We start from the raw sequence: 13,118 nt of genomic DNA, 5'->3' as shown, positions 1-13,118 counted from the left end.
GAGGGTGGGGTTGAGGTGAGCGGGGCGCCCGCTGGGGATTTGGCGGGCGGCCCGCTCGGTGGCCGTTCACGGAGGTGGGAGTGGGGCCTCCGCGAACGGCGGTTCTGGGACGGCCGGGATTGGCCGTCGAAGGTGTCGCGGGTGGGCGGACACCGAAATTTCGCCGGGTGGGCCGGGGGCTGCCGGTGCGGACGTTGTCTGTCGGGTGAGCGGGCACCCGCGGGGGTGTGGCGGGTGCCCGCTCGGTGCGCCGGACGCGGAGCCGGGGCTCGAACGCTCTGCGTCCGGCGGTCTGGGGGCGGCTGTCGGCGATTTCGCGTGAGCTGCCGAGGGGGTAGCGGTGGTGGGGCCGGGCGTGGAGGAGGGGGTGGGCTCCGTGCCCGGCTGTTTGTGGGCGGTCTGGTTCTGCCGCGATGGGATGTGGCCATCGCCAGCGCCAACTGGGACCGCGGGGTCTGCGGCGACGGGGCTTAGGTGCTCCGTGCCCGGTTGGTTGCAGGCAGACGAGGCCGGCTGCAGTGGCAGGGCTTGGTGGTGAGCGGGTGCGGGGGCCGGGCGCGGAGGAGGGGGGCGGGCTCCTTGTCTGGCTGCTTGTGGGTCGCTGCCAGTGATTTCACGTGAGCAGCAGCGAGGGGTCGCGGGTGGTGGGGACGGGTGTGGAGGAGGGCTGGGCTCCACACCTGGCTGCTTGTGGGCGGCCTGGTTCTGCCGCGGTGGGGTGTAGGTCATCGCTGACTCCAACCAGGACCGCGAAGGTCTGCTGCGACGTCGGGCTGCGCGAACGTCTGCGGGGTAAGCGGGCGGCTCGCTCGATGTGGATTGGGCTGGGGGCCGGGCGCGGAGGAGGGGGTGGGCTCCGCGCCCGGCTGCTTGTGGGCTGCCGAGATCGGCTGCTGTGGTGGGGCTTGGGGTGGCTTGGCTTGGCGGTGGGCTTAGGTGCGCGGGCTTGGGACGGCTTGGCGGTAGGGCTTGGGTGCGCGGGGTTGGGGTGGGGCCTGGAGCGCGGGATGGGGTGGTTAGGGGGTTCGGCGTTCTCGGAATTGGAGGGCGGCTGCTACGTGGTCGGGGGTTGGGCGGTCGGATTCGGCTAGGTCGGCGAGGGTCCAGGCGACTCGTAAGCAGCGGTCGGCGCCTCTGCCTGTTAGGGCGCCTGTGGCCAGGGCGCGGTCTAGTAGGGCTGTGGTTTGGCGTGGTAGGGCGAACTCGCGGCGTAGGGCTGGGCCTGGGACTACGGCGTTTGTGGGCCAGGTGTGGCCGTGGGCGGACCAGCGGGTGGCGGCTCGGGATCTTGCCTTTAGGACGCGTTCTCGGACTACCTCGGTCGATTCGGGTGGGGCTGCGTCGGCGTTGGCCATGGCTGTGGTGGCTCGCATGCGGACGCGGAGGTCTACGCGGTCCAGGAGGGGGCCGGAGAGGCGGGACTGGTACCGGCGGCGGGCTGTGGTGGTGCAGATGCAGTCGATTTCTTTTGGTGGGGCGCAGGGGCAGGGGTTTGTGGCGAGGATCAGTTGGAAGCGGGCCGGGTAGCGGGCTATGCCGTCGCGGCGCGGGATGCGGACTTCGCCGTCTTCCAGGGCTGTGCGGAGGGTGTCGATGGTTTTTGGGCCGAACTCGCAGGCTTCGTCCAGGAACAGGACGCCCTTGTGGGCTCGGGAGGCTGCGCCTGGCTTTGCCATTCCGCTGCCGCCGCCTATCAGGGCGGCGATCGAGGTGGTGTGGTGGACGTTCACGAAAGGTGGGCTGGCGACCAGCGGGGAGGCTGAAGAGAGGAGGCCGGCTACCGAGTGGACCGCTGTCACGGACAGGGCGTCTTCGCGGGTCAGGGGTGGGAGCAGGCCCGGCAGGCGTTCGGCCAGCATCGTTTTGCCTGTGCCCGGTGGGCCGGTCAGGAACAGGTGGTGGGCGCCTGCTGCGGCTACCTCCAGGGCCCAGCGAGCCTCTGGCTGGCCCACCACGTCGGCCAGGTCCGGGAGTGGCGGAAGCGGCGGGTCGGTTGCTTGCGGGGGTGGTTGCAGGCCGTGGGGCTCGGAGCGGAGCCAGGCCAGGGCGTCGAGCAGGGTTGGCGCGCCGAGGATCTCCAGGTCGTCTACCAGGGAGGCTTCGGGCAGCGAGTCTGCCGGGACCACTGCCGTCTTCAGGCCTGCTCGGCGGGCTGCCACCAGGGCCGGGAGGATGCCCGTGACCGGGCGGACTCGGCCGTCCAGGGCCAGCTCGCCCAGGAAGACGGTGCCGGTCAGGCGCTCGGGCGGGACCGAGCCGGCCGCGGCCAGAGTTACGCAGGCGATGGCCAGGTCGTAGCTGCTGCCGACCTTGGGGAGGTTGGCCGGGGAGAGGGCCAGGACTATGCGCTGTTTAGGCCACTCTTCCTTGCTGTTGCGGACAGCGGCCTTGACTCGCTCCTTCCCCTCGCCCACGGAGGCGTCGGGGAGGCCCAGGAGGTGCGTGCGGGGTTGGCCCACCCCTACGTCGGCCTCTATCTCCACGGCCAGGCCGTCCACGCCGAAGAGGGCCACCGACCACGACTTCGCCAGGCCCACGTCAGGCTCCCCGCAGGTGGGTGAGCTCGGGCTCTCCGTCAACCGGCCAGGTGACCGAGATCAGGTCTACCCGGACCGGGCACCAGCCGACGCCGTGGGCGGCGAGCCAGCGCAGGGCTGTGCGGCGCAGGCGGGAGAGCTTGCGCTGGTCCACGGCCTCGTCCGGGCGACCCCAGACGGGGCCGGACCGGGTCTTGACCTCGCAGACGACCAAGCGGTCGCCTTGCACGGCCACGACGTCCAGTTCACCGTCGCGGCACGTCCAGTTGCGCGACAGGACGACCAGGCCCTGCCCCTCCAGGTACCTGCACGCCAGGTCCTCGCCCCTGCGGCCGAAGTCCTGCTGCCTCGTGACGGCCAGTGCCTGACCAACCATTGCCTCGCCTTCCTGCGGGTCGTTGGGTACGACCTTGCAGGGTGGGGCGGGGTGGGTGGCCGGGGTGAGGGGGATCTGTGGACAACTCGGGGGCTGTGGACAAGTCGGCCGTTGTCGATGTTGGAACGGCGGAATTGTCGGTGGGGTGTGCTAGTGGCCCGAAACGTCGCCGTGGGAGTCCCACCAACGTTCCGGGTCACGGGCACTACGTGGGGAACGGCCCGCTTTCCGGCAGGCGCAGGTCCGGTTTGTCCAGCTCCTCCACGTTCACGTCCTTGAACGTGATGACACGAACGTTCTTGACGAACCGTGCGGGGCGGTACATGTCCCACACCCACGCGTCCGACATGCGCACCTCGAAGTACACCTCGCCGTCGGCGTTGCGCACCTGCACGTCCACCGAGTTGGCCAGGTAGAAACGCCGTTCGGTCTCCACGACGAACGAGAACTGGCTGACGATGTCGCGGTACTCCTTGTACAGCGACAGCTCCATCTCGGTCTCGTACTTCTCGAGATCCTCTGCACTCATTACGCCTCCGCGCGGGTCATCTGCTCCGCGCCCTCACTCGTCGCGAGCTCCCCGGCGTCAGCCGGGGTTGCATCATTCTGGACCACGGTCGTCGCGGTCGTTCCGCGCGCCACCCTGTGCGGCGCGGCGAGACCGTGCTTCGCAGCCGCCGCTGCCACATTTACATACGACCAGCGGTGCTCCGCACACGGCCCGTGCTCCATCAACGCGGCCGTGTGCTCGGGCGTGCAATAGCCCTTGTGCACGTTGAACCCGTACTGCGGATACCGCGAGTGCAGATCCTCCATGATCCGGTCCCGCGTGACCTTGGCCAGCACAGATGCCGCCGCCACGCAGGCCGCCGCCTGGTCGCCCTTGATCACCGCGACGCTCGGCGCGGGCATCCCCGGCACCTTGAAGCCGTCGGTCAGCACGTACCCAGGATGCGTCGCCATCTGCGCCACCGCGCGCCGCATGCCCTCGAGGTTCATGACGTGAATGCCCAGCCAGTCGATCTCGGCGGGCGACACCACGATGACGGAGTGATCCAGCGCACGCTTCAGCACCAGGTCGTACATCCGGTCACGGGCCAGCGCGGTCATCAGCTTCGAGTCGTTCAGACCCTCGAACCGCGCCGCGTCACCCGGCTTCAGCACGCACGCCGCGATCACCAACGGCCCTGCACACGGCCCACGTCCGGCCTCGTCGACGCCGGCGACCGGCCCCAGTCCCCGGCGCTCCAGCGTGCTCTGCAGCGCCCAGTTCCCCGACGAGCCCCGCACCACCGCGCGGGGCGGCAACAGCATGGTCATCGGCGGAATCGGTCTCGCACTCGGCGTCCGAGCAGCAGAAGCGGCCACGCGGCGACGATACCCACGCCCAGCGGAACGTTCTCCTGCCATCCCGGCGCGCCCATCGAAACGGCCTGCGGGTTGTGGTCCGTCACCCCACCCCACCTCGACGGAGGCAGCACGATCACGCGCGCCTTGCCGATCACGTTGTCCACCGGCACGAGCCCGTTGAGCCCGCCCTGGCCCTGGCACCGCGAGTCGCACGAGTGGTTGCGGTTGTCGCCGAGCACGAACAACATCCCCTCGGGGACCTTGAGCTCCTCGAACGACTCCTGCACCGCCTCGGAGCCCTCGTCGTAGTGCTTGTACGGCTCGTCCAGCGCCTTGCCGTCGACCGTCACGCGGTTCTGCTCGTCGCAGCACTTCACGGTCTGCCCGCCGACGGCGATCACGCGTTTGACGAAGTCCTCCTCGTTCGCCGACGGCAGCCCGATCAACGACCCCAGCCACGACAACCCCTGCGAGATCGGGTTGCCCGGCTCGTCGGTGATGAAGTCGTTCTGCCACGACGGCGGCCCGCGGAACACGATCACGTCCCCAGGCGCCGGCTCGGTGAAGCGGTAGGTGACCTTGTCCACGAGCACCCGGTCGCCGTAGCAGTCGGTGCACCCGTGCAGCGTCGACTCCATCGACTCCGACGGGATCATGTAGACGCGGCCGAGGAAGATCTGGATGCCGATCGCGAGGCCGAACGCGACCAGGATGAGGACCGGCAGTTCCTTCCAGAAGTTGCCCTTTTTCTTCTTCTTCGAAGGTTTCTCCGAAGCGTCCGAACTCGGCTCGTCGCTGGACGGGTTCTGCTCTGGATCGACGTCAACCACGAGATCAGCCTAGGGGCTGCGGGTTGTGATCGGACACAACACTCCACCGATCTTTCGGGAAAACGACGTACCGCGCCTTCCCGATGACGTTCTCGATCGGGATCGTGCCCGCTACGCCCCCGCCGCCCTGTTTGCGGGAATCCGTGGAGTTCATCCGGTTGTCCCCCATGACGAACAGCCGCCCCTCCGGCACGCGCACAGGAGCGAACGGCTCGTGGTTCGCCGACGAACTTCCGGGCTGCCAGTACACATAGGGCTCATCGAGCGGTTTGCCGTCCACGACAAGACGGTGTTGCTCATCGCAGCACATCACGGTCTGGCCGGGCAGCGCGATGACGCGCTTGACGAAGTCACGCTCGTTCGCGGGCGCCAGGCCCAGCAACGAACCGATGTTCTGCACAACGCGCGCAACGGGGTTCGTCGACGGCGCGGCGCGGAAGTCGTTCGTCGTCCACGCCTCGGGACCGCGGAACACCACGACCTCGCCCGGCTCGATGTCGCTGAACCGGTACGTGAGCTTGTCGACGAGCACGCGGTCGTTCTCGCACCCCGTGCAGCCGTGCAACGTGCGCTCCATCGACGCCGAGGGGATCACGTAGACCCGCGCCACGAACGCCTGGATCAGCACCGTCAGCACGACGGCCGTCACGACGACGTAGAGAATTTCTCTCCAGACAGGAGTGCGCCTCCGCTCCGGTTCATCCGGTGCGGAGGCGTCCTCGAAGTCTTCTGGGCTCGAAGCCACCGATCAGGAGACCGGCTTGGCCTCGCGCTTCTCCTTGATCTTCGCAGCCTTGCCGCGCAGGTCGCGCAGGTAGTACAGCTTGGCGCGACGCACGTCACCGCGGGTGACGACCTCGATCTCGGAGATGTTCGGGGAGTGCACCGGGAAGGTGCGCTCGACGCCGACACCGAAGGAGACCTTGCGGACCGTGAAGGTCTCGCGGATGCCGCCGCCCTGGCGACGGATCACGACGCCCTGGAACACCTGGACGCGCTCGCGCGAGCCCTCGATGACGCGGACGTGAACCTTCAGCGTGTCACCCGCGCGGAAAGCCGGGATGTCAGAGCGCAGCGACTGGGCGTCGAGTGCGTCCAGGATGTTCATCGTGGTCCTCACGTGTGTCTGTGAACTCCCCAGAGCATGTTCCATGACTGTGCACGACATGATGGGGGTCGGCTTGGTGCGCATGCCGATAGGACAACCGGCTGCGGCAACTGGTCCAGTGTGCCAGACCAGGTACTCCGGAATGAAATCGGGCTACTCGTCGCCCTCGCGCAGGCGCGCGAGCAGGGCCCGGTCGTGCTTGTCGAACGAGTCCTCCGGCAACGCTTCCAGCAGGTCAGGACGCCTTTCGAACGTCCTCACGAGCGATTGGTCACGCCGCCAGCGGTTGATCAGCTTGTGGTTGCCCGAACGCAGCACGTCCGGGACGGCGAGCTCGCGCCACACCTCCGGCCGCGTGTAGCTCGGGCCTTCGAGCAGCCCGTCCTGGAACGAGTCCTCGGCGTGCGACTTCGGGTTGCCGAGCACGCCGGGCAGCAGTCGTGCGACCGCTTCCACGATCGCGAGCACCGCCACCTCGCCGCCGACCAGCACGTAGTCGCCGATCGACACCTCATCGACCCGCACGCGCCGACGAGCGTCATCGACAACACGCTGGTCGATGCCCTCGTAGCGACCGCACGCGAACACGAGATGCGACTCGCTCGCGTACTCGTGCGCGACCGCTTGCGTGAACGGGCGTCCGGCCGGCGTCGGCACGATGAGACGCGTCTCGTCCGTGCACACGTCATCCAGAGCAGGGCCCCAGATGTCGGCCTTCATGACCATGCCGGGCCCACCGCCGTACGGGCTGTCGTCGACGGCCTTGTGCACGTCCTGCGTCCAGTCCCGCAGGTCGTGGACGCCGACGCTGATCAGACCCTTGTCGATCGCCTTCCCGAGCAACGCGGCACGCAACGGCGCCAGGTACTCCGGGAAGATCGTGACGACGTCAATCTGCATCGAGCAGGCCCTCTGGCGGGTCGATCACGACACGGCCGCCGCGAACGTCCACAGTGGGCACGATCTCGCGCACGAACGGAATCAGCGCTTCCCCGCTGTCACGGATGACCACGAGCAGCTCGCCACCGGGACCGTGCAGGATCTCCTTGACCGTGCCGATCTTCGTGCCGTCGACGAGTTCGGCCGAGAGCCCTTCGAGCTCGTGGTCGTAGAACTCGTCGGGGTCGTCGGTCGGCGGCAGGTCGTCGGTGCTGCCCAGCAACAACGTGCCGCGCAACGACTCCGCGACGTCACGCGTCACGACTTCCTCGAAACGCACGAGCAGCCGCCCGGCATGAGGCCGGGCGGCTGTCACGGTGAGGCTTCGAGACGTGCCGTCACGCAGCTTGGCCTGCATCGTCGACCCGATCGCGAAACGCAGCTCGGGAGAGTCAGTGCGCACGTCAACGGCGAGTTCGCCGGTGATCCCGTGCGCCTTGGCCACACGGCCGACAACGACGTCCATTTGCCCTTTTGAAACTTCGCTCAGCGGTCGGTGTCGACGACGTCGACCCGCACACCACGACCGCCGATACCGGCCATCACGGTGCGCAGAGCCGTCGCGGTGCGACCGCCACGACCGATCACCTTGCCGAGGTCGTCCGGGTGGACGTGGACCTCGAGGGTGCGGCCGCGGCGGGTCGTGACGAGGTTCACCCGGACGTCGTCCGGGTGGTCGACGATGCCGCGAACGAGGTGTTCGAGGGCGTCAGCCAACAAACTCACGCCTCGTCCTTGGGCGCCTCGGCGTCAGCCTTGGGGGCGTCGTCGGCCTTCTTGGCCTTCTTCGCCTTCGGCGTGGTGGCCTCGGTCATCGGCTCCTCGTTCGCGGCGGCGAGCGCGGCGGCGAACAGGTCGGCCTTCGACGGCTTCGGCTCCTTGACCTTCAGGGTGCCCTCGGCGCCCGGCAGGCCCTTGAACTTCTGCCAGTCACCGGTGATCTCCAGCAGACGCTGGACCGACTCGGTCGGCTGCGCGCCGACACCCAGCCAGTACTGCGCACGCTCGGAGTCGACCGCGATGAACGACGGCTCTTCCTTCGGGTGGTACTTGCCGATCGTCTCGATGGCCTTGCCGTCGCGACGGGTGCGCGCGTCGGCGACCACGATGCGGTAGTACGGCTGGCGGATCTTGCCGAGACGCTGAAGCTTGATCTTGACGGCCATTGGCCTGGTACTCCTCGAACTCTGTGTTGGTGGTTCGCACAGTCGTGGCCCGGGCAGAGGGGCCGACCACGACGGACAGCGCGCAATTGTGCCAGATGGGAGCCAGTGCCTCCGAATCGGGGGCTTACGTGAACGACCGGACCACGCCCAGCGCCTCTTTCACGGCACGCGCGTGCTCCACCGCTCCGGGCGTGTCACCGTGCACGCACAACGACTCCGCGCTCGTTTTGATGATGCTGCCGTCCACCGCGACGATCTCGCCGGCCAGCAGTCTGGTGGCGCGTTCGATGATCTTCGCGGGGTCCGTGATCAGGGCGTCTGGCCGGCTGCGCGGGACCAGCGTGCCTTCCGGGGTGTAGCCGCGGTCCGCGAACGCCTCCTGGACCGGCCTCAGCCCGGCCTTCTCGGCCTTTTCGAGCAGTTGGGAGCCGGGGAGGCCGAGGATCGGCAGGTCCTTGAACGCCTTGGCGCCGTTGACCACGGCTTCTGCCTGCTTCTCGTGGTGCACCGTGGCGTTGTAGAGGGCGCCGTGCGGCTTCACGTACACGACCTCGGTGCCTGCCGCTCGTGCGCACGCGTCTAGTGCGCCGATTTGGTACAGGACCTCGTCGGCGAGTTCGATCGGATCGGCGTCGATGAACCGCCGGCCGAAGCCCGCCAGGTCGCGGTAGCTGACCTGGGCGCCGATCTTGACGTTGTTCTTGGCTGCTTCCTCGCAGACCTGGCGCATGGTCCTGGGGTCGCCGGCGTGGAAGCCGCACGCGACGTTCGCGCTGGTGATGATGCCCAGCAGGGCGGTGTCGTCGCCGAGTTTCCAGATGCCGAAGCCCTCGCCGAGGTCGCTGTTCAGGTCCATCACATGACCCCGACGGACACGAGCAGGAGGGTGAGACCGGGCAGGAAGTTGTTCATCACGTGCGCCACGATGCTCGCTCCGAGCCGTCGCGTGATCAGGCGGGCGATGCCGATCGGGATGGCGATCACGAGCAGCAGCGACGTGCGGAGCGGCTCGAAGTGGCCGATCGCGAACACCACCGTCGTCAGCCCGAACGCGGCCCAGCGGCTCCAGCCCTGGCGTTCGACGGCGCCCCACAGCAGGCCGCGGTAGATGATCTCCTCGCACACCGGCCCGATGAGGCTGACGTAGAGGAACATCGTGATCGCGGCGGCGATCGGCAGGTTCGCGCCGGTCAGGAGGTCGCCGACGGCGCTGGTGGCGTTCTCCTCGCCGACGAGCTTCGCCCAGATCGTGGCGGCGGAGTAGGTCAGGACGAGGCCGAGGATGCCCAGCTTCAGGCCCGTGGCCACGTCTTCCTTGGTCATGCTGAAACGGAGGTCGATCTTCGGGCCGTTGCCGCGCACATACGTGATCACCAGGGCTGCGGCGGCTGCGAGCACCGTGGGGACGATCGAGCCGATCAGCACGAACGTCACCGAGTTGACGAGGCTGACGCCCAGTTGGGTGGCGATGGCCGTGATGAAGACGGCGCTGAGGATGAAGATGGCCTCTACGAGTAGAAACGCGCCGAACCCCCAGCGCTGGCCGACCCGCTCGGGCTCCGGGTTGCGGCTGATGTCCCGCACGCTCTCGAGGAAGCCTCGCTTCGGCTTCAGGGACTCCGGCTCACTCACGCTCTGCAATCTAGTCACGCCACGGCTACCTGCGGCTGTGTAGCGGTCTGTGACACTCTCATGATCAGCTCACCTCGCGATCGACGGCTTCTGAAGCACCGATGCTCGGTCGGTGCCTCGCGATACGAGTGGAGTGGGGCGATCAGCTGCCCCCGCAATCCGAGGCTACTGTGCGGCACCGACGGAAACCGGGCCAAGCATCTGGCCAAAAGATGGTCAGATCGGGTCCCCGGCGGATGTCCTCTCCTGGCTAACGGGATCGGCGCCAGGGACCTGCGACTAAACCTGCTACGAACCTCGGCGGCCAGCGTCGTGGGCATGGGGCCGGACTGGTACTGCGATGAGGTCATCCCGGGCAACGTGCAGGTGGAGGTACTCGCCCGGACCGAGCACACGCTGGCGTTCCGGCCACCGATTCCCGGCTTCGGCACCGACCACGTCATCGTGATCCCCACCCGGCACGTCTCGTCGTTGCTGGACCTCGACTCCGATCTGGCCGCGGAACTGCTGGCCACGGTGCAGGAGGTCGCGGCGCAGGTCGTTGATCAGCACGGCGGGTGCCAGGTGCTCACGACGCTGGGCAACGAGCAGCACAACAAGCACCTGCACTGGCACATCGCGGTCGGTGAGGGCGTCGCGAGGTTCGTGGCGCGCTGACGGCTAACGGCGCAGAGTCGTCTCCTGCTGCATGTGCGAGAGCTTCTCGGGGTTGCGCACGGCGTAGAGCCCGCTGATCAGTCCGTCGTCGATGCGGAGAGCGATCACGGTGTCGAGCTCGCCGTCGAACCTGACGATCAACGCGGGGTGACCGTTGGCGCTGGCCGGTTCCATCGTCCAGCCGGTGACCTTGAGCAGGCCGCCGAGCAGCAGGCGGGCGACCTTGTCCGCGCCGACGATCGGGCGTGGGACGGCCTGCTTCACGCCGCCGCCGTCGCCGAGGAGCACGACGTCCGGCGCGAGGAGGTCGAGCAGGCCTTGCAGGTCACCCGTTTCGGTGGCGCGCTGGAACGCTGCCAGGGCGTCGCGGGTCTGGTCCTGGGAGACCGTGCCGCGAGGGCGGCGGGAGGCCACGTGGGAGCGGGCGCGGTGGGCGATCTGGCGGACTGCGGTGGCGTTCTTGTCGACGGCCGTAGCAATCTCGTCGTAGTCCAGGTCGAAGACCTCACGCAGGACGAAGACCGCGCGTTCGGTCGGGGTGAGGGTTTCGAGGACCAGCATCATCGCCATCGAGACGCTGTCGGCCAGTTCGACGTCCTCGGCCACGTCCGGGGTGGTCAGCAGGGGTTCGGGGAGCCAGGAGCCGACGTAGGACTCCTTGCGGCGGCCCAGGGTGCGCAGCCGTGAGAGAGCTTGGCGGGTGACGATGCGGACCAGGTAGGCGCGCGAGTTCTCGACGGTGCCGTGGTCCACGCCGGCCCAGCGCAGCCACGTCTCCTGCAGCACGTCCTCGGCGTCGGCGGCGGAGCCGAGCATCTCGTAGGCGATCGTGAAGAGCAGGTTGCGGTGGCTGACGAACGCATCGGTGGCGGCATCCATGGTCACAAGACACCAGCCAAAAGCGGTTTGTGACAGTGGGCTGGATCACAGTCACACGGAAAGCGGCGCCGGCGTCTCGTGGTCGTCAAGCAAGCCCACGAGGGAGGAACCCCAATGGAACCGCGCTTCAACCTCTTCGCCACCGAGACCGGCGCCAAGCTCGCGAAGCGGTTCGCCGGGCTGGGCCAGGCGGTGCACCAGGCGCCGCTGCCGACGATCGTGGCCGAGCTCGTCAGCCTGCGGGCCAGCCAGCTCAACGGCTGCGGCTTCTGCCTCGACATGCACGTCAAGGAAGCCGTGGCGGCCGGTGAGGACCCGCTGCGGTTGCACCTGGTGGCCGGGTGGCGCGAGACCACCGTGTTCACCGAGGCCGAGCAGGCCGCGCTGGCGTTCGCCGAAGAAGGCACCGTGCTCACGCGTGAGGGCGTGAGCGACGAGACCTGGGCGAACGTGCGCAAGCACTACGACGACGAGCAGACGGCCGCGCTCGTGTGCCTGGTCGGGCTGATCAACGCCGCCAACCGGATGGCCGTGATCACGCACCAGAAGGGCGGGTCGTACGAGGTCGGCGCGCTCGCCCAGCACGCCTAGTGGATCCGGCCCCTGAGCATGATCATGCGCGGCGACCGCAGGACGTCGAGGTCGAGGCGGGGATCCTCGTCGTAGACCACGATGTCCGCGGCCGCGCCCTCGGTCAGCGACGGGAAGCCGAGCCACGAACGGGCGTTCCACGACGCGGCGCCGATGGCGTCGACCGGGCTCATGCCCACGCGGTGCAGTGCGGCGATCTCGTCGACGATGCGGCCGTGCCGGATGCCGCCGCCCGCGTCGGTGCCCGCGTAGACCGGCACGCCCGCCTCGATCGCCGACGCCACGGTGGTCGAGACGCGGGCGTGCAACGCGCGCATGTGGTCCGCGTACTTCGGGTACTTGCTGGCCTTGTCCGCGATGCCGGGGAACGTCTCGATGTTGATCAGCGTGGGCACCAGCGCGGTGCCTCGTGAGGCCATCAGCGAGATCGTGTCGTCGGTCAGGCCGGTGCCGTGCTCGATGCAGTCGATGCCCGCGTTGATCAGGCCGGGCAACGCGTCCTCGCCGAACACGTGGGCCGTCACGCGCGCACCGGCGTCGTGCGCGACCTTGATCGCGTCGGCCAGCTCGGCGTCCGTCCACAGTGGAGCGAGATCTCCCTCGCCGCGGTCGATCCAGTCGCCGACGAGCTTGACCCAGCCGTCGCCCTGCGCGGCCTGCTCGGCCACCGCCGACACCAGGTCGTTCTCGACCTCGACGCTGATGTACGGGATGTAGCGCTTCGGCCGGGCGATGTGCTTGCCCGCGCGGATGATCCGCGGCAGGTCCAGACGCTCCTGCAGCGGCGTGGTGTCGATCGGCGAACCGCAGTCGCGGATCAGCAACGTGCCCGCGTCGCGGTCCGTCACCGCCTGTTCGACGGCCTCGGGCAGTTCGACGCCACCCTGCGGGCCCAGGCCGACGTGGCAGTGCGCGTCGACCAGGCCCGGGACCAGGAACCCGCCGTCGACAACGGTCGTCGCGCCCGGCACCGGCTGGGTGCGAACACGGCCGTTGACGACCCACAGGTCTCGCGGCTCGCCATCAGGCAGGACGACGCCGCGCAGGTGCATG

The 13,118-nt window shown here is 68.5% G+C and carries 17 protein-coding genes; 2 read left to right on the top strand and 15 right to left on the bottom strand.

All coding sequences use genetic code 11. From position 1 onward, the window contains the following. Positions 1–1,016: 1,016 nt before the first annotated feature. The 13 genes from LFM09_RS28525 to LFM09_RS28465 all read right to left on the bottom strand — a co-directional run bounded on the left by LFM09_RS28525 (position 1,017) and on the right by LFM09_RS28465 (position 9,938). On the bottom strand, positions 1,017–2,537 hold the full coding sequence (locus LFM09_RS28525) for a YifB family Mg chelatase-like AAA ATPase (protein ID WP_414099643.1): 1,521 nt from the start codon (positions 2,535–2,537) through the stop codon (positions 1,017–1,019). Position 2,538: 1 nt separating this feature from the next. After that, positions 2,539–2,913 carry a YraN family protein gene (locus LFM09_RS28520; protein WP_414099642.1) on the bottom strand — a complete coding sequence of 125 codons (375 nt, stop codon included), beginning with the start codon at positions 2,911–2,913 and terminating at the stop codon, positions 2,539–2,541. 205 nt (positions 2,914–3,118) lie between these two features. Further along, positions 3,119–3,442, bottom strand: coding sequence for a DUF2469 domain-containing protein (locus LFM09_RS28515; RefSeq protein WP_030468024.1), 324 nt, complete (start codon positions 3,440–3,442; stop codon positions 3,119–3,121). Next, entirely contained in the window at positions 3,442–4,233 is a 792-nt protein-coding gene (locus LFM09_RS28510; RefSeq protein WP_414099641.1) for a ribonuclease HII, read from the bottom strand. Before LFM09_RS28510 ends, LFM09_RS28515 begins: the two co-directional genes overlap by 1 nt. Then, complete coding sequence (gene lepB, locus LFM09_RS28505; protein WP_414099640.1) at positions 4,230–5,093, bottom strand: signal peptidase I; 864 nt, start codon at positions 5,091–5,093, stop codon at positions 4,230–4,232. The genes LFM09_RS28510 and lepB (LFM09_RS28505) overlap by 4 nt, the downstream gene beginning before the upstream one ends. Before the next feature lie 4 nt (positions 5,094–5,097). Continuing rightward, the gene (lepB, locus tag LFM09_RS28500; protein WP_414099639.1) at positions 5,098–5,742 is read right to left on the bottom strand and encodes a signal peptidase I; all 645 of its coding nucleotides are present in this window, start codon (positions 5,740–5,742) and stop codon (positions 5,098–5,100) included. A gap of 99 nt (positions 5,743–5,841) precedes the next feature. Then, positions 5,842–6,201, bottom strand: coding sequence for a 50S ribosomal protein L19 (gene rplS / locus LFM09_RS28495; RefSeq protein WP_112261870.1), 360 nt, complete (start codon positions 6,199–6,201; stop codon positions 5,842–5,844). Between the two features lie 153 nt (positions 6,202–6,354). Then, positions 6,355–7,101 carry a tRNA (guanosine(37)-N1)-methyltransferase TrmD gene (gene trmD, locus LFM09_RS28490; protein ID WP_414099638.1) on the bottom strand — a complete coding sequence of 249 codons (747 nt, stop codon included), beginning with the start codon at positions 7,099–7,101 and terminating at the stop codon, positions 6,355–6,357. Beyond that, complete coding sequence (gene rimM / locus LFM09_RS28485) at positions 7,091–7,606, bottom strand: ribosome maturation factor RimM (protein ID WP_414099637.1); 516 nt, start codon at positions 7,604–7,606, stop codon at positions 7,091–7,093. The genes trmD and rimM overlap by 11 nt, the downstream gene beginning before the upstream one ends. Positions 7,607–7,626: 20 nt before the next feature. Further along, positions 7,627–7,866 (bottom strand): RNA-binding protein, encoded by a 240-nt coding sequence (locus tag LFM09_RS28480; RefSeq protein WP_030468017.1) that lies wholly within the window; start codon positions 7,864–7,866, stop codon positions 7,627–7,629. After that, on the bottom strand, positions 7,863–8,306 hold the full coding sequence (gene rpsP / locus LFM09_RS28475) for a 30S ribosomal protein S16 (protein WP_086663382.1): 444 nt from the start codon (positions 8,304–8,306) through the stop codon (positions 7,863–7,865). Before rpsP ends, LFM09_RS28480 begins: the two co-directional genes overlap by 4 nt. 124 nt (positions 8,307–8,430) lie before the next feature. Further along, complete coding sequence (locus LFM09_RS28470; RefSeq protein WP_414099636.1) at positions 8,431–9,162, bottom strand: LamB/YcsF family protein; 732 nt, start codon at positions 9,160–9,162, stop codon at positions 8,431–8,433. After that, positions 9,162–9,938, bottom strand: a complete 777-nt coding sequence (locus LFM09_RS28465; RefSeq protein WP_414099635.1) for a lysostaphin resistance A-like protein — start codon at positions 9,936–9,938, stop codon at positions 9,162–9,164. Before LFM09_RS28465 ends, LFM09_RS28470 begins: the two co-directional genes overlap by 1 nt. Before the next feature lie 318 nt (positions 9,939–10,256). Here LFM09_RS28465 and LFM09_RS28460 point away from each other — a divergent pair, with 318 nt between their 5' ends. Continuing rightward, positions 10,257–10,595: an HIT family protein gene (locus LFM09_RS28460; RefSeq protein WP_414099634.1), complete on the top strand. Its 339-nt coding sequence runs from the start codon at positions 10,257–10,259 to the stop codon at positions 10,593–10,595. Between the two features lie 3 nt (positions 10,596–10,598). Here LFM09_RS28460 and LFM09_RS28455 read toward each other — a convergent pair whose 3' ends face one another. Next, positions 10,599–11,474 carry an RNA polymerase sigma-70 factor gene (locus tag LFM09_RS28455; protein WP_414099632.1) on the bottom strand — a complete coding sequence of 292 codons (876 nt, stop codon included), beginning with the start codon at positions 11,472–11,474 and terminating at the stop codon, positions 10,599–10,601. Positions 11,475–11,588: 114 nt separating this feature from the next. Between LFM09_RS28455 and LFM09_RS28450 the strand changes: the two genes are divergently transcribed. Further along, complete coding sequence (locus tag LFM09_RS28450; RefSeq protein ID WP_414099631.1) at positions 11,589–12,065, top strand: carboxymuconolactone decarboxylase family protein; 477 nt, start codon at positions 11,589–11,591, stop codon at positions 12,063–12,065. On the opposite strand, the gene LFM09_RS28445 is transcribed toward LFM09_RS28450, so the two are convergent. Continuing rightward, positions 12,062–13,117, bottom strand: coding sequence for an amidohydrolase family protein (locus tag LFM09_RS28445; RefSeq protein WP_414099630.1), 1,056 nt, complete (start codon positions 13,115–13,117; stop codon positions 12,062–12,064). The genes LFM09_RS28450 and LFM09_RS28445 overlap by 4 nt on opposite strands. Position 13,118 lies beyond the last annotated feature (1 nt).

The sequence above is a fragment of the Lentzea alba genome (genome assembly GCF_047445655.1).
In the GTDB taxonomy this organism is placed as follows: domain Bacteria; phylum Actinomycetota; class Actinomycetes; order Mycobacteriales; family Pseudonocardiaceae; genus Lentzea; species Lentzea alba_A.
This window is presented reverse-complemented; position numbering and strand designations above follow the sequence as displayed.